Origin of the sequence: Flavobacterium sp. ACN6 (assembly GCF_002304005.1) — a bacterium.
Classification (GTDB): Bacteria; Bacteroidota; Bacteroidia; order Flavobacteriales; family Flavobacteriaceae; genus Flavobacterium.
The window spans coordinates 235499-261268 of record NZ_MRCQ01000001.1 but is presented as its reverse complement, the minus strand read 5'-3'; the positions used below and the strand labels follow the sequence as shown (position 1 = coordinate 261268).

19 protein-coding genes, 1 tRNA gene and 1 pseudogene are annotated in these 25770 nt (G+C 34.4%); 15 read left to right on the top strand and 6 right to left on the bottom strand.

The features are described from left to right. Positions 1-765: 765 nt before the first annotated feature. The 8 genes and pseudogenes from BSF42_RS01240 (at position 766) to BSF42_RS01205 (ending at position 11279) form a co-directional block, all read left to right on the top strand. Positions 766-5904: a gliding motility-associated C-terminal domain-containing protein gene (locus tag BSF42_RS01240; protein WP_095951304.1), complete on the top strand. Its 5139-nt coding sequence runs from the start codon at positions 766-768 to the stop codon at positions 5902-5904. A gap of 23 nt (positions 5905-5927) precedes the next feature. Further along, complete coding sequence (locus BSF42_RS01235; RefSeq protein ID WP_095951303.1) at positions 5928-6869, top strand: type IX secretion system membrane protein PorP/SprF; 942 nt, start codon at positions 5928-5930, stop codon at positions 6867-6869. A gap of 499 nt (positions 6870-7368) precedes the next feature. Then, positions 7369-8001: pseudogene (locus tag BSF42_RS01230) on the top strand (NAD(P)H-dependent oxidoreductase). A gap of 26 nt (positions 8002-8027) precedes the next feature. After that, the gene (locus BSF42_RS01225) at positions 8028-8462 is read left to right on the top strand and encodes a MarR family winged helix-turn-helix transcriptional regulator (protein WP_095951302.1); all 435 of its coding nucleotides are present in this window, start codon (positions 8028-8030) and stop codon (positions 8460-8462) included. After that, a complete protein-coding gene (locus tag BSF42_RS01220) occupies positions 8463-8885 on the top strand; it encodes an organic hydroperoxide resistance protein (RefSeq protein WP_095951301.1) in 423 nt (140 codons plus the stop codon). Between the two features lie 817 nt (positions 8886-9702). Further along, entirely contained in the window at positions 9703-10056 is a 354-nt protein-coding gene (locus BSF42_RS01215) for an MmcQ/YjbR family DNA-binding protein (RefSeq protein ID WP_095951300.1), read from the top strand. A gap of 213 nt (positions 10057-10269) precedes the next feature. Continuing rightward, positions 10270-10851 (top strand): hypothetical protein, encoded by a 582-nt coding sequence (locus BSF42_RS01210; protein WP_095951299.1) that lies wholly within the window; start codon positions 10270-10272, stop codon positions 10849-10851. Continuing rightward, positions 10740-11279, top strand: a complete 540-nt coding sequence (locus BSF42_RS01205; RefSeq protein WP_095951298.1) for a hypothetical protein — start codon at positions 10740-10742, stop codon at positions 11277-11279. The genes BSF42_RS01210 and BSF42_RS01205 overlap by 112 nt, the downstream gene beginning before the upstream one ends. A 189-nt stretch (positions 11280-11468) precedes the next feature. Here BSF42_RS01205 and BSF42_RS01200 read toward each other — a convergent pair. Then, positions 11469-11542 (bottom strand) — tRNA-Arg (locus BSF42_RS01200). Positions 11543-11657: 115 nt separating this feature from the next. On the opposite strand from BSF42_RS01200, the gene BSF42_RS01195 reads away from it, so the two are divergent. Further along, on the top strand, positions 11658-12170 hold the full coding sequence (locus BSF42_RS01195) for an adenine phosphoribosyltransferase (RefSeq protein WP_095951297.1): 513 nt from the start codon (positions 11658-11660) through the stop codon (positions 12168-12170). 8 nt (positions 12171-12178) lie between these two features. Beyond that, positions 12179-12949 (top strand): hypothetical protein, encoded by a 771-nt coding sequence (locus BSF42_RS01190; RefSeq protein ID WP_095951296.1) that lies wholly within the window; start codon positions 12179-12181, stop codon positions 12947-12949. A 7-nt stretch (positions 12950-12956) separates the two neighbouring features. On the opposite strand, the gene BSF42_RS01185 is transcribed toward BSF42_RS01190, so the two are convergent. From BSF42_RS01185 to BSF42_RS01170, 4 genes are read right to left on the bottom strand one after another with little or no spacing between them, the layout of a single operon-like run. Continuing rightward, positions 12957-13607: a response regulator transcription factor gene (locus tag BSF42_RS01185; protein ID WP_095951295.1), complete on the bottom strand. Its 651-nt coding sequence runs from the start codon at positions 13605-13607 to the stop codon at positions 12957-12959. After that, positions 13597-14379 carry a sensor histidine kinase gene (locus BSF42_RS01180; RefSeq protein WP_095951294.1) on the bottom strand — a complete coding sequence of 261 codons (783 nt, stop codon included), beginning with the start codon at positions 14377-14379 and terminating at the stop codon, positions 13597-13599. The genes BSF42_RS01185 and BSF42_RS01180 overlap by 11 nt, the downstream gene beginning before the upstream one ends. Further along, positions 14352-14999, bottom strand: a complete 648-nt coding sequence (locus BSF42_RS01175; protein WP_095951293.1) for a hypothetical protein — start codon at positions 14997-14999, stop codon at positions 14352-14354. Before BSF42_RS01175 ends, BSF42_RS01180 begins: the two co-directional genes overlap by 28 nt. A gap of 5 nt (positions 15000-15004) precedes the next feature. Continuing rightward, complete coding sequence (locus BSF42_RS01170) at positions 15005-15436, bottom strand: hypothetical protein (protein WP_095951292.1); 432 nt, start codon at positions 15434-15436, stop codon at positions 15005-15007. Positions 15437-15694: 258 nt separating this feature from the next. Between BSF42_RS01170 and BSF42_RS01165 the strand changes: the two genes are divergently transcribed. The 3 genes from BSF42_RS01165 to BSF42_RS01155 all read left to right on the top strand — a co-directional run bounded on the left by BSF42_RS01165 (position 15695) and on the right by BSF42_RS01155 (position 20762). Beyond that, positions 15695-17710: a hypothetical protein gene (locus tag BSF42_RS01165; RefSeq protein WP_095951291.1), complete on the top strand. Its 2016-nt coding sequence runs from the start codon at positions 15695-15697 to the stop codon at positions 17708-17710. Between the two features lie 77 nt (positions 17711-17787). Then, positions 17788-19941 (top strand): hypothetical protein, encoded by a 2154-nt coding sequence (locus BSF42_RS01160; protein WP_095951290.1) that lies wholly within the window; start codon positions 17788-17790, stop codon positions 19939-19941. After that, positions 19938-20762 (top strand): N-acetylmuramidase family protein, encoded by an 825-nt coding sequence (locus BSF42_RS01155; RefSeq protein WP_095951289.1) that lies wholly within the window; start codon positions 19938-19940, stop codon positions 20760-20762. The genes BSF42_RS01160 and BSF42_RS01155 overlap by 4 nt, the downstream gene beginning before the upstream one ends. Positions 20763-20971: 209 nt before the next feature. Here BSF42_RS01155 and pheT read toward each other — a convergent pair whose 3' ends face one another. Next, positions 20972-23392 (bottom strand): phenylalanine--tRNA ligase subunit beta, encoded by a 2421-nt coding sequence (gene pheT, locus BSF42_RS01150; RefSeq protein WP_095951288.1) that lies wholly within the window; start codon positions 23390-23392, stop codon positions 20972-20974. A gap of 274 nt (positions 23393-23666) precedes the next feature. Here pheT and BSF42_RS01145 point away from each other — a divergent pair, with 274 nt between their 5' ends. Beyond that, on the top strand, positions 23667-25172 hold the full coding sequence (locus tag BSF42_RS01145; RefSeq protein WP_095951633.1) for an aldehyde dehydrogenase family protein: 1506 nt from the start codon (positions 23667-23669) through the stop codon (positions 25170-25172). A 217-nt stretch (positions 25173-25389) separates the two neighbouring features. Then, positions 25390-25764 carry a DUF779 domain-containing protein gene (locus BSF42_RS01140; RefSeq protein WP_095951287.1) on the top strand — a complete coding sequence of 125 codons (375 nt, stop codon included), beginning with the start codon at positions 25390-25392 and terminating at the stop codon, positions 25762-25764. Positions 25765-25770: the final 6 nt, after the last annotated feature.

Here is a 25770-nt window from a genome sequence, read left to right as displayed (position 1 = left end):
ATTTTCAAATCCGCCTTTAGTTTTTGTGTACCAAATGGTATCAAGTCCATCTCTATTATGATACAGGTAAAACACATAGTTAAGCTGTGTCCAAATTTGAAGAAAAGTGTTTTCTAAAGCGCTTGCCTTTTTTATGGATTGCCGGTAATGGCAATTACTTTTTTTTTGTTCAAATTATTATAGTAGTTACTAAAGCCAGGGTCTCGTAGAGCTTCGTAAATAATCTGATTTTGTTTTGCTATGTTTCAAGGTTTAGGAAATTCTTTAACGCCAAAGTATCCTTATCAAAAGATTTCTCCTGAAGCAGTAAAGCTTCAATATCTTTAATTTGGTTTTGGCGCTGCTGCTAGTTTCATTGGTTTATTTTGTGAATATAATTGCATCACAAAAAGAAATGAGATGAGGTAATATATTTTTTTACAAAGCATAAGCTTATTGTCAGAGGTTGATGATTTTGGATCGTGAAAATAGTAAAAAAAAAGTTTTTGATTTTATATTATTATATGCAACCTATTGATTTTAATCGATTTTAAGTTAAAAATGTCCCCCAATTTGTCCCCCCTTATAATTTTTTAAGAATACTAATGCAGTCTATTTTTACAGAAATATTTATGATTGTTTTGCAAGTGTTAATAAATGCAATTCCTTCTTAAATTAAATTCTATTTAAATCTTTTTAGACACAAAATCACTACTGTCTTGATTCCAAATGATAGTAATGGTTTAAGAAAAACCAATACTTGCCACAAAACCTACCTACTGGAATATGAAAAAACTTTACGCTCTACTTCTTTTTTTATTTACAATTTTTCAAGTTCAGGCTCAGTGTAATTTATCGCTTAGTTCTACACTTCCAACTAGATGGGTTAGTGGGAATAACGGAGCGATGTTTGATATTACTACAGGAGCAAATCCTATTACAGTCACTGGTTTTGATATGCATTTTGCTGGTGGTGAAACAACCCCTTATGAAATATATTATAAACTAGGATCGCATACTGGTTTTGAAAACACGTCTGCTGCTTGGACAAATGCTGGATCAGCTCTGGCTGTAAGTAGCTGGGCTTTTAATCTTGTGCCAGTTCCAATTTCATTGAGTATTACTATACCGGCAAATACTACTTATAGTTTTTATATTACTTCAACAAGTGGTGGTGTTGTATATATAGAAGGCGATTCAGGTTCTACTACTATATCTAATAGTGATATTACTGTCGGAAATCCTACAAGGATATCTTATCCTTTTGGAGCTGGAGGTATTGTTGTAGCGACTTCTAATATTCTTGCTAAAGTTAATTATTACATCACAGGGTCTTCACAAGCAACCATAACCACCACAGGAATACTTACCGAACTTTATACTAAAGCTATTTCACAAAATGCTAGTTTACCTTATACAGCTACAACTGGTACACCTGTTAGTTATAGTATAAATTGGGATGCTGCTGCAAATACAGCAGGTTTAGCCGATCAAGCCAGTACTAACTTTACATTTACTTCGGGAGCTGGAAATTTAAATACTATTACCATACCTGCCAATCTTGCAGCCGGTACTTACAGAGGAAATTTAACAATTAGAAATGCTGGAAATTGTACAAATGTGACTCCCCAGCCTATCACCTTAAAGATTAATGAACCATTTACTTGCCCAGCAGATATTACTGTACCAAATGATGCAGGACTATGTGATGCTGTTGTGAATTATACGCTGCCAGTGGCTATTACTAAAAAATTAAATGTTCTTGTTCTCGGGGGAACTTATGAGTCAGATGTTAGACAAAAATTATTAAGTACAAATCAATTTAATACTGTAGATGCTATTAATATAAATGCTTCGACTCCAGATTTAGTTACTTTAAAAAAATATGATGCCTTATTATTATATACGTTTAGCAATGCACTTAATTCTACGCAGTTAGGAAATACACTTGTACAATATATTGATGGAGGAGGAGGAGTGGTTGATGCAGCTTATGAAGCTACATTTTCACATATACTAGGAGCATATGATACAGACCTATATAGAGTAATTAGAACAAATAGTTCTAGTGGTAAAAGCGGACAAGTTAGTTTAGGGACTATAGAATTACCAAGTCATCCTATAATGAAAGATGTAATCTCGTTTGATGGAGGAACTTATAGCTTTAGAAATGATTCAAATGTTCTTACTCCAAATTCTTATGTAGTAGCAAGATATAATAACAATGAAATGTTAGTTATGGCTAAAGAAAATGTTGGTCCTTTAGCTGCAAGGAGAGCTTGTTTGAATTTTTTCCCACCTTCATCTAGTGTAGGATCAGGCTTATGGAATCCAACTACAGATGGAGCAAAACTTATGGCTAATGCCTTAAAATGGGTTGGAGGTAAAGCAACTCAAACTGCAGGTTTAGCATCAGGAGCTGTTTTTCCTGTAGGGACAACAACCAATACCTTTGAATATACAGATACAAATGGCGATATACAAACCTGTAGTTTTGATGTTACAGTTAATGATACCGAAGCGCCTGTTGCGGACTTAGCTAGTTTACCAACAATCACAGCACAATGTGAAGTAACAAGTATCACCGCACCAACTGCAGCTGATAATTGCATAGGAGCGGTAACCGGAACAACGACGACGACTTTCCCAATTACAGCTTCAACAACTGTAGTCTGGACGTATACAGATGGAACTAATACCTCGACTCAAAATCAAACCGTAACTATAGCCGATACAATGGCTCCAGTTGCCGACGTTGTTACTTTATCCACAATTACAGCGCAATGTGAAGTAGCAGGTATCACAGCACCAACTGCAACTGATAATTGCATTGGAGCGGTAACCGGAACAACAACGACGACTTTTCCAATTACAGCTTCGACTACTGTAGTCTGGACGTATACTGACGGAACTAATACCTCGACTCAAGATCAAACCGTAACTATTGCCGATACAACTGCACCAGTTGCTGACTTGGCTAGTTTAACAACCATTACAGCACAATGTGAAGTAGCTGGTATCACAGCACCAACCGCAACTGATAATTGCATTGGAGTGGTAACCGGAACTACGACGACGACTTTCCCAATTACAGCTTCGACTACTGTAGTTTGGACGTATACAGATGGAACTAATACCTCGACTCAAAATCAAATAGTAACTATAGCCGATACAATGGCTCCAGTTGCGGACTTGGCTAGTTTAACAACCATTACAGCACAATGTGAAGTAGCAGGTATCACAGCACCAACTGCAACTGATAATTGCATTGGAGCGGTAACCGGAACAACAACGACGACTTTTCCAATTACAGCTTCGACTACTGTAGTCTGGACGTATACTGACGGAACTAATACCTCGACTCAAAATCAAATAGTAACTATAGCCGATACAATGGCTCCAGTTGCCGATGCAGTTACTTTATCCACAATTACAGCACAATGTGAAGTAGCAGGTATCACGCCGCCAACTGCAACTGATAATTGCATAGGAGCGGTAACCGGAACAACGACAACTATTTTCCCAATTACAGCTTCGACCACAGTAGTCTGGACGTATTCGGATGGAACCAATTCAAGTACCCAAAATCAAATAGTAACTATTGCCGATACAACTGCACCAGTTGCTGACTTGGCTAGTTTAACAAGCATTACAGCACAATGTGAAGTAGCAGGCATCACGCCGCCAACTGCAACTGATAATTGCATAGGAGCGGTAACCGGAACTACGACTACGACTTTCCCGATTACAGCTTCAACTACTGTAGTCTGGACGTATACTGACGGAATTAATACCTCGACTCAAAATCAAACGGTAACTATTGCCGATACAACTGCTCCAGTTGCTGACTTGGCTAGTTTAACAACCATTACAGCACAATGTGAAGTAGCAGGTATCACAGCACCAACTGCTACTGATAATTGCAGAGGAGTGGTAACCGGAACTACGACAACTACTTTCCCGATTACAGCTTCAACTACTGTAGTCTGGACGTATACTGACGGAACTAATATCTCGACTCAAAATCAAATAGTAACTATAGCCGATACAACTGCTCCAGTTGCTGACTTGGCTAGTTTAACAACCATTACAGCACAATGTGAAGTAGCTGGTATCACGCCGCCAACTGCAACTGATAATTGCATAGGAGCGGTAACCGGAACAACGACAACTATTTTCCCAATTACAGCTTCGACTACTGTAGTCTGGACGTATACTGACGGAATTAATACCTCGACTCAAAATCAAACGGTAACTATTGCCGATACAACTGCTCCAGTTGCTGACTTGGCTAGTTTAACAACAATTACAGCACAATGTGAAGTAGCAGGTATCACAGCACCAACCGCTACTGATAATTGCATAGGAGCGGTAACCGGAACAACGAAAACTACTTTCCCAATTACAGCTTCAACTACTGTTGTTTGGACTTATACTGACGGAACTAATACCTCGACTCAAAATCAAACCGTAACTATAGCCGATACAATGGCTCCAGTTGCCGACGTTGTTACTTTATCTACAATTACAGCACAATGTGAAGTAGCAGGTATCACAGCACCAACTGCAACTGATAATTGCATTGGAGCGGTAACCGGAACTACGACAACTACTTTTCCAATTACAGCTTCGACTACTGTAGTCTGGACGTATACTGACGGAACTAATACCTCGACTCAAGATCAAACCGTAACTATTGCCGATACAACTGCGCCGGTTGCCGATGCAGTTACTTTATCTACAATTACAGCACAATGTGAAGTAGCAGATATCACAGCACCAACCGCTACTGATAATTGCATTGGAGCGGTAACTGGAACAACGACGACTACTTTCCCGATTACAGCTTCAACAACGGTAGTCTGGACGTATACTGACGGAACTAATACATCAACTCAAAATCAAACTGTAACTATTGCTGATACAACTGCGCCGGTAGTTATTACCAAAAACATTACAATTCAATTGAATTCATTAGGAAATGCTGTAATCACTACAATGGATATTGACAATGGTTCTACAGATAATTGTGGAATAGCATCAATGGCTTTAGATAAAAACATTTTCAATTGTTCTAATGTGGGAGTAAATACAGTATCGTTAATCGTTACAGATACAAGCGGAAATTCTGCTTCACAAACAGCAAGTGTTCTTGTAGAAGTAGTTCCAATAGTAAACGTTTCTAATTTATCGCAGCAGTTTTGCGCAGTTGATAAACCATTAGTTTCAGATATCTCAATACCGTATAACGTTTTAAATTGGTTTGCAGATCCTTTGTCAACACAGGTACTTTTACCTCAAGAGGCTTTACGTTCAGGAATTTATTATGCAGAAGTTTCAATTAACACCTGTAACACCAGCCGTATTCCTGTTACTATAATCGTAAATGACGAGGCATCTCCAAGTGGAAATGCAATGCAATATTTCTGCAGGGAGAATGAAGCAGTAATTTCAGATCTTATCACTAATGAAAAAGAAATACTCTGGTATGATACCGCATCAGGAGGTGTTCCACTAGATAGTTATGTCTTATTAGAAGATAAACATAAATATTACGCTTCTTACTTTGGTGAAAAATGTGAAAGTTCTAAAAGATTTGAAGTAGAAGTCGTTTTCAATTATTGCGAAGTCATTATACACAATGGAATATCTGCAAACGGAGACGGAAAAAATGATTACTTCAATATTGAGGGAGCATCAACATTTAAAGATAATCAACTTGAAATTTTTAATAGCTGGGGAAGCATAGTTTATGAAATTAAGAATTATGGACAAGCAGATAATTTATTTAGGGGGTATGCTAATAAGGGAACTAGACTCGGAAACGGTTTGCTTCCATTTGGGACCTATTACTATGTATTTAGTTTCACAAATCAAGAAAATAAGCGAGTAATCAAAAAAGGTTTTTTACACTTGAACCCTTAATCCTAATCTGAGAAAATTAAAAAATGAAATTCAATTATATAATTATAGTATTACTATTACTGGTTTTATCTTCTGCACAAGCGCAGCAAGAAGCCCAATTTTCGGATTACAAACTCAATATGTCAAGTTTTAATCCTGCTTTCGCCGGTTTTTTTGACGGAAGCGTTCTTTTAATTCACAGATCGCAATTTGTTGGTTTTGAAGGAGCTCCTGAGACTCAAAACTTAAATGTCAATATTCCGATTTCTATGTATATGGGAACGGGTTTTGATGTTATTAATGAAAATATTGGAGTAACCCAAAAACTAACAGCCACTGTTGATTATTCTTATACTATTTATACCAGCGATTATAATATGATTACTTTTGGTTTAAAGGCAGGTTTAAGTAATCTTAATATTGATTTAAATAGACTTGACATAGGTGATGACGACGATTTAAGTTTCCAAAATAATATTAATAATGAAGTTTCGCCAAGGATTGGTGTTGGTTTTTTATACAATACACCAAGCTGGTTTCTCGGACTCTCAACTCCTAATTTTATTAAAGAAAGATTTGATCCTTCTATTAAAAGTTCTACTATATCCGCCAATTCGCAGTTTTATTTAACAACGGGATATCAAACAGCTATTAATGATCAGTTGTTATTTAAGCCTTCTATACTGGCAAGAGCAATAAAAAATGCACCGTTTATTTTTGATATTGCTTTTAATTTTGAGTTACAGGAAAAGTTCCGTTTTGGAGTCTCTTACCGCTGGGATTCTGCTATTACTGCAATGGCTGGACTTAATTTTTTAGAAAACTTTCAAGCAGGTTACGCCTATGATCAAAATATAAATGGTTTAGGAGCTTATGCACCAGCATCACATCAGTTTTATTTAAAATATACATTCAAAAAAACAAAAGATATTCGCAGAGAATGCACTTGTAGTTTTATTAATTCATCAAATGATATTGGTTTCTAAGTTTTGAATTTGCAGACAAAAGGAGAGGGAAAAGTTAAGTTGGGTTTTTCAAAAGGTTTCCAACCTAAACTTAATTAGACCTTTATTTTTCTGAATTTCTAGTTTACAAGATAGGCATGTGCTACGATTCTGCTGCAAAACTTAAACTTGTGCAATATTTTTATAAAAGCCTTAGTTTTTGTGGCAGAATTTATATCAAATCCATAAGTAGTGTACTAAGTTTCTGCCACAAAACTTTAGAGGTATAATATCTTTAAAAAACCGCCTTAACTTTTGCCGCAAAAAGGTATCGAGTCTATTTCAATTAGCAGTTGCTGGATAAAAGTGGCAGTAACCTGTCCGAATAAATTAGCATTTATAAATTTTTAAAAAGAAGAGTGCTTCATCAAACATATTTTTATGAATTAAATTGCGCGCAATTTAATTGTTTTGTAACTTTACTTTTGTATTGGTTAGAAAAAATTAGAATCAGATTTTTAATTTATAAAATAATAAAACAATGTCGTTAATTGAAGATTTAAACTGGAGACATGCCGTAAAAGCGTATGACTCATCAAAGAAAGTATCGGAAGAAGATTTACATAAAATATTAGAAGCTGCAAGACTGGCTCCGACGTCATCAGGCCTGCAGCCTTTTCGCGTAATTGTTGTAGAAAATCAGCAGTTGAAAGAGCGGATGGTAAAAGGTGCATTAAACCCAGAAGTAATGAGAGATTGCTCTCATGTATTGGTTTTTGCAGCGTGGGACAGTTACTCGAATGAGAAAATCGACAAGGTTTATGATCATCACACTGATGTTCGCGAATTACCAAGAGGCCGTTTCAGCAGTTATACCGATCAGATAAAGTAGATCTACGGAGCACAAACTCCTGAAGAGCATTTTATCCACACAGCAAGGCAAACCTATATCGCATTAGGTCTGGCAATGGCTCAGGCAGCTGAAATCAAGATTGATTCTACTCCGGCTGAAGGTTTTAGCAGTGAAGCGGTAGACGAGATTTTGGATCTCAAGGCCTTAGGTTTGAAAAGTGTTACGCTTTTATATCTCGGTTACAGAGACAACGAAAAGGACTGGCTCTCGCATATGAAAAAAGTTAGAATTCCTATGGAGGAATTTACTATCAGAAAATAATATTTTCTTTCTTTATTGTCATAGATATGGAAAATCACCATCCGCTCCAATTAGAAAACCAGCTTTGTTTTCCAATTTACGTTATCGCAAAAGAAATTATAAGTTTGTACAGGCCATTTCTCGATGAGCTTGATATCACCTATTCGCAGTATCTTGTGATGATGGTGCTTTGGGAGAAAGATTGCTTGACTGTCAATCAGATCGGCGAAAAACTCTATCTAGACAGTGGGACCTTAACTCCGCTTTTGAAAAGACTTGAAGTAAAGGGTTTTATTATCAGAAAAAGAAAAAAAGAAGATGAAAGGGTGGTTGAAGTTTTTTTAGCTGATAAAGGAAGAAATCTACAGCACAAAGCGTGTGAGGTTCCGGCAAAAATGCAGGAAAAACTGAATCTGACAAAAGAAGATCTACTGGAACTCAAAGAAACTGTTCAGAAAATTTTAAATAAAATTCAAAAATAAATGAAAACATTATATACAACCAGTGTTACCGCAAAAGGCGGAAGAAACGGACAGGTAAAAAGTGAAAACGGAATTCTTGACCTGGAGGTAAGAATGCCTAAGGCTCTGGGCGGAGCTGATGATAATTTTACTAATCCAGAAATGCTTTTCGCGGCAGGATATGCAGCCTGTTTTGACAGTGCATTGAATTTGATAATTAGTAAATCTAAAATTGAAACTGGTGAAACATCTGTCACTGCGCAAGTTAGTATCGGGCAGAATCAAGACGGCGGTTTTGGTCTTGCTGCAGTACTCGATGTCAATATCCCAGGAGTTTCTATTGAACAGGCACAGGAATTGACAGAAAAAGCGCATCAGATCTGTCCTTACTCAAATGCAACCAGATCTAACATTGAAGTTAAGCTTACGGTGGGCAATAAATAAGATTAAATTGCTTTAAATTACATCTAAAATCTGCTTCTTTCGAGGCAGATTTTTTTATTTAATCAGGATTGGGAATTTAAATAGCTGGGGGTAATGATGGATGGAAAGAAATGAATATAATGTCGACAGTAAATTCATTATCCAGCAATGTATAATAGAGATCAAGAGCTGAGAGGTGTGCGATTTAGATTTGGCAGATGCAATGTGGTTCTCCAACTGTTTTTATTACGTTATTAAGATAAGTATGTTTGTATCAAAAAACTTAAAATCAACTTTATTGAATTGTCTGCATCTTTGTGTCTTTTTGGAATAGAGATCGTACTGGCGCAGGATGAAAAGAAACCATGGCGCATACTTTGCAGTTTTAGTAAAAAAGAATTAAAAAGCCTCGATTATTATTAATCAGTCTAAAATATTGACTATAAGTTATTACAAAGTTTTTCAGGCTTATTACAGTTCAGCAGTACTGCTCTTTGATATAGTTTTATTTTGTTATAAAATTGTACAGGAATTAGAGGCAAGAACTGTCTTAAAATTGGAACTTTTTTTCCACTAAAAATTTAGTTTGGTCATGAAACACAAAAATATACTATTAGTCAACGATATAAATGATGACGCAGAGATTTTTGTATTAGTGCTCAACGCTATTAGTAATAAAATTAGATCAACAGTAGAAGAAAGTAGCACAGATTTCATTTCAGAAACCAATCTGAAATGAAATTTGTACCTTTCTAGATTCCTTAGGAATTACGTTAATGAACACAAGTATTCGGTTATAATTAAAATAGTAAATTAATATGAATGTTGAAGATTTAAAATGAATATTGAACAATTTCGTGACTATTGTCTATCGTTTGAACAGACATCAGAAAAAATGCCTTTTGCAGGATTTTTCAGGAATTCAAAATCCATTCTTGTATTCTATGTAAAAAACAAAATTTTCTGTCTTTTAGATATTGATTCATTTGATAGTATCACTATCAAATGTGATAGTTCGAAAATTGAAGAATTAAAAGAAAACTACAGCGCCATTAGCAAGCCATTCAATCTCAGCCATAAGCATTGGGTCAGTGTTAATTTTAATGAGGATATTTCAGATGATGAAATAAAGTTAATGGTTGAAAAATCTTATGATTTGGTTGCTAAATCAATAGCTAAGAAAGATCGGTAATATTTTTATCACCATATCAGCCCCATTAGCATACTTTTTCTTCAAGTTATTCTATAAAAAAAAGATCTATGAAATTTTTTTATCGCAGTTTTGAATTAATTTAGTGATTCAAATATATTTTACTGAAAATGATCTTCGAATTTACAACAGTCCATGGTTTTGATTTTATTACATTTTTTGCAAACATATTAATGGTACTGTAGAGATAATTTCATGGAAATCCCAAATACAGTGGGAGAAGGCGATGTGCGTAAAGTTGGATTTGGAAGTGCTTTTAAATTAACGATACATCGGTATACATTGGAGGAAGATTTAATTATCAAACGAAATCCCTCTCCAGAGACCAGTACTGTACGCACTTTTTTCTTTTATAATACCAAACAGGATCTTGAAGTAAAATATGAGAATGAAGAGAATATACCATTTTCTCAAAAGAATGATGCTTCAATACTCTTATCTACAAATGACTTGAGGACAGAAATCCGTTTTCCTGCCAACAATAGTATCCAATATGTTGTAGTTGCAATTGCTGCTGATAGACTGCGTGCAATTCTGTCTATTGAAAATCCCAATAGTACAATAAAAACGATTACCGCAGAAAACGCTTCATTTCTTTTTTTCGAAAGTCTGGATACTGAAATGCAATTGCTTCTAAAAAATATTGTATCTTTTGATATAATGCAATCGAAGCCGGTTTTGATGGTGTCGAACTGCATGCAGCGTTTGGGTATCTGCCAAACCAGTTTTTATCTGAAAGTGCAAACCTGCGAACTGATGAATATGGCGGGAGTATAGAAAACAGGAACCGTTTCGTGCTTGAAACTATGCATGAATTAGTTACCGCTATCGGGAGTGATAAAGTTGGCATAAAGCTATCGCCAACAGTCTATTGTAACAATATTGAAAACAGCGATCCTGAAGCACAATTCAAACCATTGATAGAAGCTTTGAATACATTGCCACTGTCATATATTCATCTGATGAATGGGATGTTGCCTTTGGATAATTATCCCAACTATCCAAAAAACGGCATAGAAACTTTTGGCAGTATAAGCAAACATCTGGTGATCGCAAATGCAGGGTTCAATAAAGAAACCGGAGAGGCAGAACTTGAAAAAGGGATTGCTAAAATAATTGCGTATGGTTCACTTTCCTTGCCAATCCAGATCTGCCAAGAAGATTTGAATTATATGCAGAGTTCGATCAACTTGATCATGCAATAATGTACGGTGGAAGTGAGTACGGATACACAGATTATCCTTACCTTAAAGACTGATATTAATTGTCCATAGTTAAGTGGCGACTATGAGGCGTGGAATATTTACTATAATAGAGCTGACGCCTTAGGTATTCTAAAAAAGAAAATAAAAAAAAGGCGCCAATTGTCTTCAATTGGCGCCTTTTGGCTGTAGTGACCTCGACTGGATTCAAACCAGTAACCTTCTGAGCCGTAATCAGATGCGCTATTCAGTTGCGCCACGAGGCCTTTTTTGTTTTCAATTCAGCTATTTTTCGTAGCTTTGTTGATTGCTTATTGCGGGTGCAAATATAGGCATAAATGTGAGATAAACAAGCAAAAAATAACAGAAAAATAAAAAAAAATGAAGATTGAAAATTATATACGTGATATTCAGGGGTTTCCTAAAGAAGGAATTTTATTTAAAGACATCACTCCATTACTAATTAACCCCGAAGCACGCAAAAATTGCCTTAAAATTCTGCTGGATTCTCTAAACGGACAAAAAATTGATAAGGTTGTAGGTGCAGAATCTCGTGGTTTTTTCTTCGGAATGTTATTGGCGCAAGAATTAAATGCTGGATTTATCCCTGTCAGAAAACCTAAAAAACTTCCATACGAAACAATTTCAGCTTCTTACGAATTAGAATATGGTTCTGATAGTTTAGAAATGCATACCGATGCTATTCAAAAAGGTGATCGTGTTTTAATTCACGATGATGTTTTGGCAACTGGCGGAACAGCAAAGGCCGTTTGTGAATTGGTTGAAAAATTAGGAGGCGAAATTGTACAATGTAATTTTTTAATGGAGTTGACTTTCCTTAACGGAAGAGAAAAAATTAAAGATTATCCTATATTCGCCGCATTAACCTATTAAATACCTACATGAAATTATTATATTCTATTGCGATCCTCGCTTTATTATCTTCTTGTACAGAAAAAAATAAAACGGGTAACGATAAGCCAGATGTTATATCTCAAACAGAAAAAGAAGTTTCAGATACGATTCTTAAATCTGCTGATGATTACAAAAGCGATTTACGGCCTAATGAAAAATTAAAACTCGATCAGGTATATTCGGATCGTGCTGAATTTGTAGAATTTAATGACGGCGGAGATTATTCGTATGTTGTTATTAAAAAAGATCATAAAACAATTGCCTTAACTACAAATGAAGGAGAAGGCTCTTCTTTTACTAGAGGAGATATTTTTGAAGTAAAGTGGAAAATGGATAGCGTTTATATCGCTGGTGAAGGTGAAAAACTTGAAATTACGGAATGGTTTGTAAGTGCTGAAAAAGTAAAAGACGGATCGGTAAGTCAATTTAGAAAAAAATACAAAAAGCCTATTAAATATTATTGGAGCGGAGAAGAGCATTACACGGTTGATTACAAGGACTATTTGTATACTTTGGTAGAATATTATTTGGCAAATTCAAAGAAAGAATTGGTTAAATCTAATATTCAAAGCCCTGATGCAAGTTTAACTTATTCAATAGAAGATGGGGAAAAAAATGGACGTTCTTATACTATTTTAGGGATTTCTAATGAGTTTGAAAATAGAACGAGTATTATTCAATGGCTGTATTTAGACAATGAAAATAGAAAATTGTATGAATACGATTTAGGAAATGATAAATTAATAGAGTTTAATTAATGGCTGCTTAAACTAAAACAATTTTGTGCTTAATAGCATAAAGTACAAGTCCGATTCGGGTTTTTATTTCAAGTTTGTCAAAGAGTATTTCGCGATAACCGTCGATAGTTTTTGGACTTAAACACATTTGTGATGCGATTTCTTTATAGGTCATTTCCGTGCAGGCGTGTTTGATAAAAACAATTTCTTTTTCTTTTAAATTGATTTTTTTATTGTCGCTATTCACTTTGTTTATGAGCATTCCTGAGACTAATTCTGTGAAATAAAAACCTTTTTCGATTACACATTCTATTGCTTCTTTAAATATTTCGGGAGACGTGTCTTTTAGTAAATAACCTTTGGCGCCGTTGGTAATCATTTTAATGATAATTTCGTCGTCGTCGTTGACAGACAAAGCAATTACCTTTAGATCTGGCCTGTTGTCTTTTAGCCATTTCATCGTACTTAATCCGTCCAAAACCGGCATGTTTACATCTAGTAAAACAAGATCGATTTGAGGCGGCGTATTTTCTTCTATATAGTCAATAAAGACTTTTCCGTTTTCAAAACGTTTTATGACTTCGTATTCACCAAAACTTTTAAGCAGCAGTTCAAGAGACTGGGAAAAAAGTAAATGATCATCTACAATTATGACTTTATTTTTTGAATTAGTTTTCATGGTCTTGTGTTAAAGGATATTCGATTGTTACGCTCGTTCCTGTTTCGTCAGAATTCATAATTAAGTTAGCTCCAATTAATTTGGCTCTTAATTTCATGTTATTCAATCCTAATCCCGAATTTGATTTTTTGAGATCATATCCAATTCCAAAATCTTTTAATTTTAGCCTGAAAATGGAATCAGTAGTTTCAATATGAACATCAAATAAATCGCTTCTGGAATGTTTTAAACTGTTATGAAGTGCTTCTTGAAAAATCCTGTAGATAATTAATTCGTGTTCTTTATTTATTTCTGGAACTGTCCCAATTAAATTAAAATTGCATTTGATCTTTTTTAGCTTTTTAATTCTTTCCAAATCCTGCTGAATAGCTTCTAAAAAGTTGTTTTGAAGTAAGTTATCTTTGTTTATAATGCGGGAGAGAATCCTTAATTCATCTAAAGACTTAGCCAAAACAGCTTTCATGTCTTTGAGTTCACTGATCTGAACATTTTTATTGCTGATTGAAATATTCAGCTGCATAATGGCGACAGAGATAATCTGGCCGATATTATCATGCAATTCTTTACTAATTTCAGATAATGTCTGGTCTTTTATTTCAATTCGGGTTTTCACCAATTCCGATTGGAAATACAAGTCAGCTTCCATTTTCTCTACCACAAAGTTGTTTTTCTTTTTCAAAAAATAAAAGAAAATAATAACTATAACGACAAGCAGGGTAAAGAAAACAATACCCAGAGAAATCACTAATAATTGTATTTCTTTTCGCTCCATATAAATCCGATTATAAAACAGCTGTGTGCCAAAAAATTTAAAATAAACAATACTAGACTAAATATCGATTCGTCTTGTTTAATTAAGAACCAATTGATAGCCAGCATAAAAGGTGTAAAAGGAACATGGAAAACCAGTATTCCTAAAATATACCAGAAAAAGACCGATTTTTTAAAGTTTAATATCTTTTCTGAATTAAAAATCTCTATCAAATACAAGCAGGATAATATCAATACTAATAAAACGCCAATGGCAAAACTATAGGTAAATGAACGGTTCATGTCTTCTTTGAAAAATAAATAATTCAAGAAAAAAGAAACGATAAACAACACAAGAAAAATAGCTGCCGAAACGCGATGATTAATTTTGGTCAATAAGGCTCTTAAAAGTAAAATATAGGCAGAAAAACTGGCGAACATATAAAAATTGTAAACGTAAAAGTTCAGCAAACCCGTCCACTGGGTAAAATAATAGCCTACAATTTCGGTAATGATTGAAAACCAGATTAAAAGTACTAAAAATTTAGCTTTATTGCCAGGAAGTTTTGGTAACGAAAATAAGCCAACGATTCCTGATAATAAAGCCAGATAAATGATATAAGATCTTAAAAATTCAAACATAGTTTTTAATATAATAAGCTTGGAGGTCTTCCGATGTTTCCGTAATTCATTGGATCTAAACTCTGTATGTCTGAAGAAACTGCTTCTTGTACTAAAGCGAAACTTTGAATTTTTGCCGTATTATTTTCTATTTTTTTTCCTGTCGGAACTAAAAATAAAGTCGTTAATCCAGCTTTTTCTCCATGTTTTTCATCGTCGGGATAAACTCCAAAATAAAAACGTATTCCGTCTACGTTATAACCATCTTTTGCTCCATTAGTTTTGATATAATGAATATAGTTTTCTAATTCTTCCAAAGAATACCAAATGGCATTAGCATCTTCTTTTTGTGATTTTCTTGCTGTAAGTGAAGCTTTTTTGTTGTTGTAGTTCACATTTAATTGTCTAGCAAATTCTTTTGTAATTAACTGACTCGGTTTTGCAGGAGGATTTTTCATGATTATTATTGATTTATTGGTTAAGGGTTTAGTTAACAGTATTTTGAATTCTGTTGAAGACAAAATTATCTCAAACCTCAAGTTTGAACAAGGGGAAATTCACCCTTTTTTGATTAGGTAAATTTATTTAAAAAAATGGGTTAAAGTGCTGTTACATAATAATTTATAAAAATTGAATTTTACATCGTCAGTTTTCATGTCAAAACGGGCATTCAAAAATGTAAACCTCATTAAGTAATTAACTAAAATTTTTAAATTATGTCACAACCAACACCCCTAGGTTATCCTCATGCAGGAGCCGGAACAGTAGAAATTCTTTTAGAAAAAGAAGATGGAGCAGATTTCGCAGTTCTTTTTTCACCAGATCCTAACAATATCTTATTAAGAGATGCTGGGCTGCCAATGCAGTTTTATTATTATCCAAAGTACCCAAGACTTTCAAAACACCCTGACGGAAGATTTAAATTTGCCATGCAGGTATTTAAATCAGAAGGAGATTCTTCAACTGTAATTGGTGCCGAAGGTCTGGAAGAGGAAGCTGGAGCGTATACTACCTTGACTAGTACCATAGATCTGCCTGAAGCTTTATTGAAAAAAGCTATTGACAAATTAAAGGTAAGACTCAACAGTGATTACAAAAACCACAGAAAATCAACACTTTTTGGTTTGTTTTCTTTCTTAATTGGTGTTGATAAAGATTTTAATTCGACTAATGTTCGACCAATTCAATTAACACAGAATAATATTGCCATGCATGTTGTGGGCGAAAAATCACCAAATAATCCGTTTGGCGGCGCAAATCCTTGGACGTTTAATATTCAGGGCGAAGGAGCGGGAACAACTTTCGGATTAGGAGATAATGCGCTTTCTGTATTAATGGGAAGAAACAGCGCTTCGCTGGTAAAAAATGCACTAGAAATTGGAAGCAACAATCTTGTGGTAGAAAACAATATTAAGTACAAAGCCTATATGCCAAGTACCATTATTAAAACAACAATTGACGTTAAAAAAGTACATACTTACTTTTCTGCTAAAACAAGCGTAAGCTGGTCATTTGTGGATTTAAACTGGGAACACGAATACGAAAAAATACTTACAGAAGGTGGGATTACCAGTGAAGTAATTACAGATGAACAATTCTCAAATGAAGAAAAGAAAAAGGTTGAAGATTCGCTGCTGCAAAAACAGAGAGAATTTGCTTTTGAAATGGTTAAAAAACAAATATTTGATGCGCCTGAAAAACAATTTACGCCAGTATCGTCTCCAGAAAAACCAAATGGATTCTTCAGATTGTTTATGGGACTTGGAAGCGTAGGAATGAATCTGAAGTCTGGAAGTCAGATTCGTGCGGTCAAATTTACAGATGAAATTAAATTCTCAGCCATTCAGGTTTTAGATTCAAAAATCAGCGGGAATCTTACGCCTTTGACTTTAAAGTCTGGTGCAGAAGCAAAAGCCGATTTGAAAAATTATATTACTGAAATTCAGTTGGATGAAGATTTTTCTAAAGTTCAGGTGGTCGCATCTTTAAATGGTGGTTTGATTAAACTGGATAAAGACAGCGATATTGTCAATGACAGTCCGGTAAGTCAGGTTTCTATAGAAGTTGGATATCCAGATTCTAAAGGCAAGTTAATCTGGAAAAGTTCTGGTAGAATGATTGCTCCAGAAGGAACTCCGTACGTAAAAAATACCAGCAGATCGGGTAAAGAAATCGATGCGATTTTCCCTGCAACCTGGAATGATAAATCAAAAGAAAAGAATGCTTTTGTATTTGATTTTGTCAAAAATAATGGTTCAACCAAAATTAAAGTTCGTCAGGAAGTAATGTACGAGAAAGATAAGAGGATCAAGCTAAAAGATACCACCAGAGAGTTTGAATTTGAAGGGACAAAAATATTCGTACCGCTTCCTATTCAAAACATGATCAATTACACTTTGTCTACAGAAGAACTTTACGATTGCGACACACTTGAAGTAACGTTAAAAGTCGATAAAATGCCTTCTAAAAAATTCAAATTTAACGTTGATAATTTCGAAGATGCCATTCCGTACAGAGCGTGGTATGAGTTGGATTACACCATTAAACCTACCGAGTATAAAGTGAAATATACTTGCGCCGGCAAAATTGGCAAGAAATCCAAAAAGGTTTCTATTTCAACAGATTATATCAAAATTGATTATCAAGAAGGAGACGTTTTGTTTGAAATTCCAACAGGAACAGACACTCAAAATGCGGATATCGAGAAAATCAGAGCTCCATTTATGGAATAATTTTTTTGAGATATTTTACAAAAGGGACGTAATGTCCCTTTTGTTTCATAAGTCAGTAATCATTAAACCAAAACACCATGCCAGATTTAAATACATTTAAACTCGAAGGAACCAAATTAGTTCCTATAAACCGATTTAATCTCGAGCCCGCCAAACCTAGTACGGTTTTTACCGCAGCAACAGTTAAAAGGGAAAATGAATTTAGGGTAATTGAGCATCCCATAATTCATTCTATTGATATAAAACCAATCTTAGTAACTTTTCCGTTAGAGAATTATTTACCTCTAATTGAAGGGAATAATGCTGTTACGGAGAATGATTTCTTTAAGGATTATTTTAAAAATGAAATCACTTTATTTTTTCCAGACGTGGAACTGGAACCGAGTAATGGAACTGTTTTTTATTATGAAAATATTCCAGATAGGTCAGGAAATAAAGGAGGACTTCTTGGAAAAGTAACTTTGAGATACAGTCTCAAAAACAAGCTTTTACAGTTCAATCAAAAAAGTATTACTTTAAATCTGAGGGAAGCGGTTTTAAACTTAAAAGTAAATCGGGATTTTGTCAAAATAAACGGAATCGTAAATACAGCAGCACAAGAAATTCAGTTTGATTTGATTGACGAAGCTGTAAAAATTGCATTCTTAAATTTAGTTTCAAACCTAAATGATTTGAAATGTAATATTGATCTTTTTTTTGATTTTAAGGGATATTCTAAAATCAAGAAAAATTTTCTTTTTGCCAGAGATATTTCAATTTTAAGAAGCCAGGATATTGTCAAAAAGGATCTGACTTCGCCCAAAACCACTTTACAGCCCAAAACAAAGCTTATAAGCAGTCCGTTAATGGTAAGAGCTGATTTAGGTTTAAAAGTACCGCCTAAGACCGTTATATCAGGAATTCAGCTGGAAAACAGCATTAAGACTGATGTTCAGGAAGAATGTGTAAAAAGCACTTTTCTGCTCAAAATCAATAAAACACTAAGTTATCCAATTGGTACCGATCCAACAATTAGTTTGTACAAAACTATTGGAGGCGGATTTGTAAATATTCCTTTCAATCTAAATGAAGATTTTTCTCAGTTCAAACAGATTTTTGTAACGGGCTTTAATTTTAATAAACTTTCGATTTATAAATCGATGGTACAGCCAAATACTTTTCTGCTTATTGCAAAAGTTTACAGTTTGTCTAAAGATTTGAATACGATGAAGCCTTGTATTTCGACCATTTTTCATGCGTATGAAGAAGGCGCGGGAACTGCCGAAGAAATCTCAAAAATCAGTTTTCAGTTTGCGATTGGTCCGAACTTTTCCGATTTTGATTTGGCCAAATTGAAAATCGCTTTACTGCAAAATAATTTTATTGATGGAGAGGCAGAAGATTATTTTGATAAAGTGCAGTTTTTATTTCCAAATGATATTTCAGCCGAATATGAAGTAAGCGGGAATTATTTTCTACAGCAATCGGATATTACGACGGACGGAAAACATTTTTTATTCAATCTTTCAACCGAAAATTTGTCTGAAGCCAGTATTATGATTAATGCTTTAAATAATACGATTACCCAATTTGCCAATATCAATTTTAAACACAAGGAAATAAAAGATTCGAGTATTATAGAATTGAATATCGAGCAGACTATCGGTGAAATTCTCGAAACGTTAATTGATAATAGTACAAACAAAATACAAATCAATAACCAATCGATTTCAAATTGTAAACTCAATTCTATTTTGCTGGTTTACAGTAAAAATGCAGTATATTTGAATAGTATTTTCTTTAAAAATTATCCGCAGCTTATTAGTAATGATACTAAACTTTTAGATTTTTCGGCAGTTAACCCAAATACTTCCAGCGAGTTAAAGAATGTTTTTTTTGATTTTGAAAACATAGAAAACATTAGTTCCGAGTTTAGTCAGGTCGTTTCGCAGTCCACGGCCTACAACAGATACATACAAGTTCAGATAAAAGGCCAAACAGCTTCTACAAGCAGAATTACAATTGAATTAACCATTCAGGATACGGGAAGCAAATTTGCTGTGGAACGTTTAAAGTCTGAATTTTCGACTCCCATATTGTTCAATTTTATTATAAAAAACACATCGAACAATACTACTTTGATCTCTTATAAAGTCAACTATTTTGATAAAAATGATAATCTAATTGGAAGTAAAAATGAAGTTTTTGATTTCTCAAAAGCATCCATAATCACCATAAATAAAAAATCATGAGAACGATAAAAGCAGGCGTAAGGTCTCCAGAAGTTTATTATTTAAATGAGCTTTTGGCAAAATTAAAATACAGTGTAATTGTTTCCGATTATTTCGGAACAGCAACAGATAAAGCAATTAAAGATTTTCAATCTAAGAATAATCTCGTTGTCGATGGTGTAGTGGGATTAAAAACCTGGTCGTCACTTTTGGAGAAAAGTAAAAATGGTTTTTCATCTAATACTAAATTACTTTCAGAACAAGATTTGATTGATTTTTCTAATCAATTTAATCTAGAATTGGCGGTTGTAAAAGCGGTAAACGAAGTAGAAAGCAACGGAAAAGGTTTTCTAATTGATGGACGCCCGAAGATTTTGTTTGAAGGACATATTTTTTGGCGTGAACTGGAGAAAAGAGGCTTCAATCCAAGATCGTTTATGAATTCAAATAATCAGGATATTTTATTCGAAAACTATACTAAAAAGCATTACGTCGGCGGAACAGCAGAATATACTCGTTTGGAAAAAGCGAGAAATCTGGGTCAGGATAAAAAAATAAAAGATGCGGCAAATAGTTCTGCTTCGTGGGGATTGTTTCAAATTATGGGGTTTAATGCGCTTTCTATTGGTTATAAAAGTATCGACGAATTTGTAGAAAAAATGAATCAGAACGAAGGTGAACATCTTAAAGCTTTCGGTTTATTCCTTGAAAAAAACAATCTGATATCGCTTCTTAGAAATAAAAACTGGGCTTCTTTTGCTTTAAAATATAATGGCCCAGCCTACAAAACCAATAAATATGATGAAAAGCTAATGAAAGCGTATCAGAAATATTCTAAATGAATATTTATAATTAAAAATTGAGAATTAAAAATTAAAAATTTACAGCTTTGAGTAAATTTAACCGCAAAGGGCACTAAGAATTTCCGCAAAGGTTCACAAAGCTTTTAGGTTAGAAACTTGAAACCTGAAACCTGAAACAAGAAAAAAAACAAAAACCCGACAAGATCTTCAAGACCTGTCGGGTTTTTTATTTTAAAGGAACATATTTCTTATCTTAAAACTGCACCAAGCTCAGTTTCAAAAGTCTGTTGTAATTTAGACATGATTTTATCAATTTGAGAATCGGTCAGCGTTTTGCTGTTATCTTGAATGGTAAAACTCAAAGCGTATGATTTTTTACCTTCTGGTAATTTATCACCTTGATAAACATCAAATAAATTAATGTCTTTTAAAAGTGCTTTTTCTGTTTGTTTTGCCAAATTAAAAATACTTTCGTACGTAGTTTTTTCGTCAATTAGTAAAGCTAAATCCCTGCGAACTTCTGGATATTTAGGAATTTCAGTATACTTGATTTTTCCAGTAATGATTTTTAAAACCAAATCCCAGTTAAAATCAGCGTAATAAACATCCTGTTTGATGCCGAAATGTTTCAAAATAGGCTTTTTAATAACACCCATTTCAACCAAAATATCATTGTTATACGTAATCGCTGTTCCTTCAGAGAAAATATCAGAGTGAACTGGCGCATTCGAAATCTTTTCAATTCCTAAACGAGATAAAATTGCTTTTACATATCCTTTCAACAAGAAGAAATCTGTTGTTTTTTGAGGACTTGCCCAGCTTTCTTTATTTCTGTTTCCAGAAATTAATAAAGAAAGGTGTTTGTGTTCTTCAAATCCGTTTAAGTATTTATGATAGGTTTTTCCAAATTCGAACAATTTCAAATCTGAATTTCTTCTATTAATGTTATAAGAAACGGCTTCTAATCCAGAAAACAATAAAGACTGGCGAAGTGTTGCTAAATCACTGCTCAACGGATTCAACATCGAAACATTATGTTCTTCTTTTAATGAAGTCGATAATTTCGCGTAAGCAGCCGTTGTCAATGAATTCGCCATCATTTCGTGGAAACCTTGAGAATTCAATTGAGAAGCAATTGTATTTTGTACTTTATAATCTTCAGTTCTTGGAGAATTAGCTACAGTCGCATTGAATTTCTTTGAGAAATTAATGTTGTTGTAACCATAAACTCTTAAGATTTCTTCGATAACATCAATTTCACGCTGTACATCAACACGGTAAGCTGGAATCGTTAAGCCTAAACCAGAATCAGAAACGCTGTTTACTTTAATATCTAAAGAAACTAAAATCTTTTTAATAGTATCTTTTGAAATTTCCTGCCCGATAATTTTAGATACATGGCTGAAATTCAATAAAACAGAAAAATCTTCAACTTTTTTAGGATAAACTTCCACAACATCAGAAGTAATTTTTCCGCCCGCTACTTCCTGAATTAAAAGAGCTGCACGTTTTAAAGCATATTCTGTAATCGTTGGATCAATTCCTCTTTCAAATCTAAAAGAAGCATCTGTACTTAATTGATGTCTTTTTGCTGTTTTACGAATACTTACCGGATCAAAATAAGCACTTTCTAGAAAAATGGTTGTAGTACCTTCAGAAACTCCAGATTTTTTACCTCCAAAAACTCCCGCAATACAAAGCGGTCCTTTTTCGTCGCAAATCATTAAGTCTTCTTTGTGTAATGTTCTTTCAACATCATCAAGAGTAACAAATTTAGTTCCTTCTTCAACTGTTTTTACAATGATTTTTCCGTTGATTTTTGCAGCGTCGAAAGCATGTAAAGGCTGTCCTAATTCATGTAGAACATAATTCGTAACGTCAACAATATTATTTTTTGGAGTTAATCCAATAGCTTTTAAACGATCTTGCAGCCAGCTTGGAGATTCATGAACCGAAATTCCAGAAATAGTTACACCGCAGTATCTTGGCGCTAAATGAGTATCTTCAACATTTACATCAATTTTAAGCGTTCGCATATCTACTCTAAAATTGCTTACAGAAGGCGTAATCAATTCTATGTTTACACCACGCTGCAGCATTCCAGCTCTTAAATCACGAGCAGTTCCATAATGACTCATCGCATCGGCACGGTTTGGTGTTAATCCGATTTCAAAAACTTCGTCATTTGCAATTTGAAATACTTCAGAAGCAGGAGTTCCGGGAACAAGATCATCAGCAAGAACCATAATTCCGTCATGACCATTTCCTAATCCTAATTCATCTTCAGCACAGATCATTCCATGGCTTTCCTGTCCGCGGATTTTTCCTTTTTTAATGGTAAATTCTGCCCCCTCTTTATCGTACAAAATAGTTCCTATTGTAGCAACTGGTACTTTTTGTCCTGCAGCTACGTTTGCAGCGCCGCATACAATTTGTACAGGAGCTTCTAAACCAATATTAACTGTAGTAACATTCAATCTATCGGCATCGGGATGTTTTTCGCAAGTAAGAACGTGTCCAACAACAACTCCTTCTAATCCTCCTTTTATAGATTGGTATTTTTCGACAACTTCAACTTCCAAACCAAGATCTGTAAGTAATTCTGAAGTCTGCTCAGATGTCCAATCTGTTTTAATAAATTGTTTTAACCAGTTGTAAGATATTTTCATTGTAACTTTTTTATTCTTAAGTAAGGTTACAAATATAAGGATTGCGCTTTGGAGTAAGAAAAAAAATGTTTGGTTTTTTCTTGCTGTTTTTTATCTGTGAAAAAACGTTCTATACTGAGTTTTTGATAATTTATGTATTAAAATTTTATTAATAAATTATTATAAAAGACTAAAAAAATCGAATGTGTAATTTTTGTGCTACAAGATGAACGAAAAGTGCTATTCTGTTTCTTATTATGAAGGTAAATTTGGTGTAAATCAAAAAAAGAATATTATGAGCACCGCAGCAAAAAGACCTGAATTTAAGGCAAAATACGATAATTATATTGGTGGAAAATTTACAGCACCAATTAAAGGAGAATACTTTGATGTTATTTCTCCAATAGATGGAAAAGTATTTACAAAAGCAGCACATTCTAGTAAAGAAGATTTAGAATTGGCTGTAGATAAAGCTTATGAAGCATTTCAAACGTGGGGAAAAACTTCTGTTACAGAAAGAAGTATTATACTAAATAAGATTGCACAAAAAATTGAAGACAATTTAGAGTATATAGCAACAGTTGAAACTATTGATAACGGAAAACCAATTCGCGAAACACTTGCAGCCGATATTCCGCTTGCAATAGATCATTTTAGATATTTTGCCGGCGTAATCCGCGCCGAAGAAAGTTCGATTGCCGAACTGGATTCACAAACTGTTTCCATCGCATTAAGCGAACCTCTAGGTGTTGTTGCGCAGATTATTCCGTGGAACTTCCCAATCTTAATGGCGGTTTGGAAAATCGCTCCGGCGCTTGCAGCAGGAAATACAATCGTTTTGAAACCGGCAGAAAGCACACCAGTTTCTATTATCATTTTAATGGAATTAATTGGAGATCTTCTTCCACCGGGAGTGCTGAATATTGTAAATGGTTTCGGGGCAGAATTGGGACGTCCGTTAGTAACCAACAAAAAAGTGGCTAAAGCAGCATTTACAGGTTCAACAACTACAGGACGTTTGGTAATGCAGTACGCAACCGAAAATATTATTCCGGTTACTTTGGAATTAGGAGGGAAATCTCCAAATATTTTCTTCCCGTCTGTTGCAGATCATGATGATGATTTCTTTGATAAAGCAGTTGAGGGTGCGGTATTGTTTGCTTTAAATCAAGGTGAAATTTGTACATGTCCATCCAGATTATTAATTCATGAAGATATTTACGACAAGTTTATTAAAAAAGTTATCGAAAGAACCGAAGCAATCGTAGCTGGAAATCCTTTAGATAAATCGACTATGATTGGTGCGCAGACTTCAATTGTGCAGAAAGAAAAAATCATGTCGTACATTAAATTGGGTAAAGAAGAAGGTGCAGAACTTTTAACTGGAGGTGACGAAAATAAATTGGGAGGCGAATTAGAAGGCGGTTATTACATTAAACCAACATTGTTTAAAGGACATAATAAAATGCGAATTTTTCAGGAAGAAATTTTCGGACCCGTTTTGGCTGTTACGACTTTTAAAACTACAGAAGAAGCAATTGAAATTGCAAACGATACTATGTACGGCTTAGGTGCGGGAGTTTGGACGAGAGATGCACACGAAATCTATCAGGTTCCAAGAGCGATTCAGTCAGGTCGTGTTTGGATTAACCAATACCATTCGTATCCTGCAGGCGCGCCATTTGGAGGTTACAAACAATCTGGAATTGGTCGTGAAAACCACAAAATGATGTTGAGTCAATACCGTCAGACTAAAAATATGCTGATTTCTTATGATAAAAAGAAACTAGGTTTCTTTTAAAATAAAATATCAAAATCCTGGAGGATTCTTAGGAAATGAAATGTGATGTATGGGGCGTTAAGCTGTAAATCTTAATGGCATTGCACGAACTTACTCCAGGCAATTTTGATTTAATTCCAGTCGAGTTAGTGTTTGATTGAAGTGAAAACTTAAATAGTTGGTTATGTTAAAACAGTAAGCTCCTAAAAAAGCTTGCTGTTTTTTAAATTTTAAAGTTATGATTAGAAGAATTGATGCCACAGAAAAAGCAGTTGACCTGATAAATATTCTAAAAGAAAAACATGGCGATTTGATGTTCTATCAAGCAGGAGGATGCTGTGAAGGCACACAACCGCAATGTTTTGAAAAAGGAGGTTATTATCAGCGCATGGGAGACGTTTGTATTGGTGTGATTGAAAATACCGAATTTTGGGTAGACAAAGATTTATTCGAATATTGGAAACATGCCCATTTTACATTAACGGTAATTGATGCTTTTGGTGTTGGAGGTTTTTCGCTGGAAACGCCTTTAAAGAAAACATTTCAAATAGAATATAGAATTTTTACTCCAGAAGAAGAAAAAGATTTAGAACCAGTGACAAGGATTGAGTGAATTGTT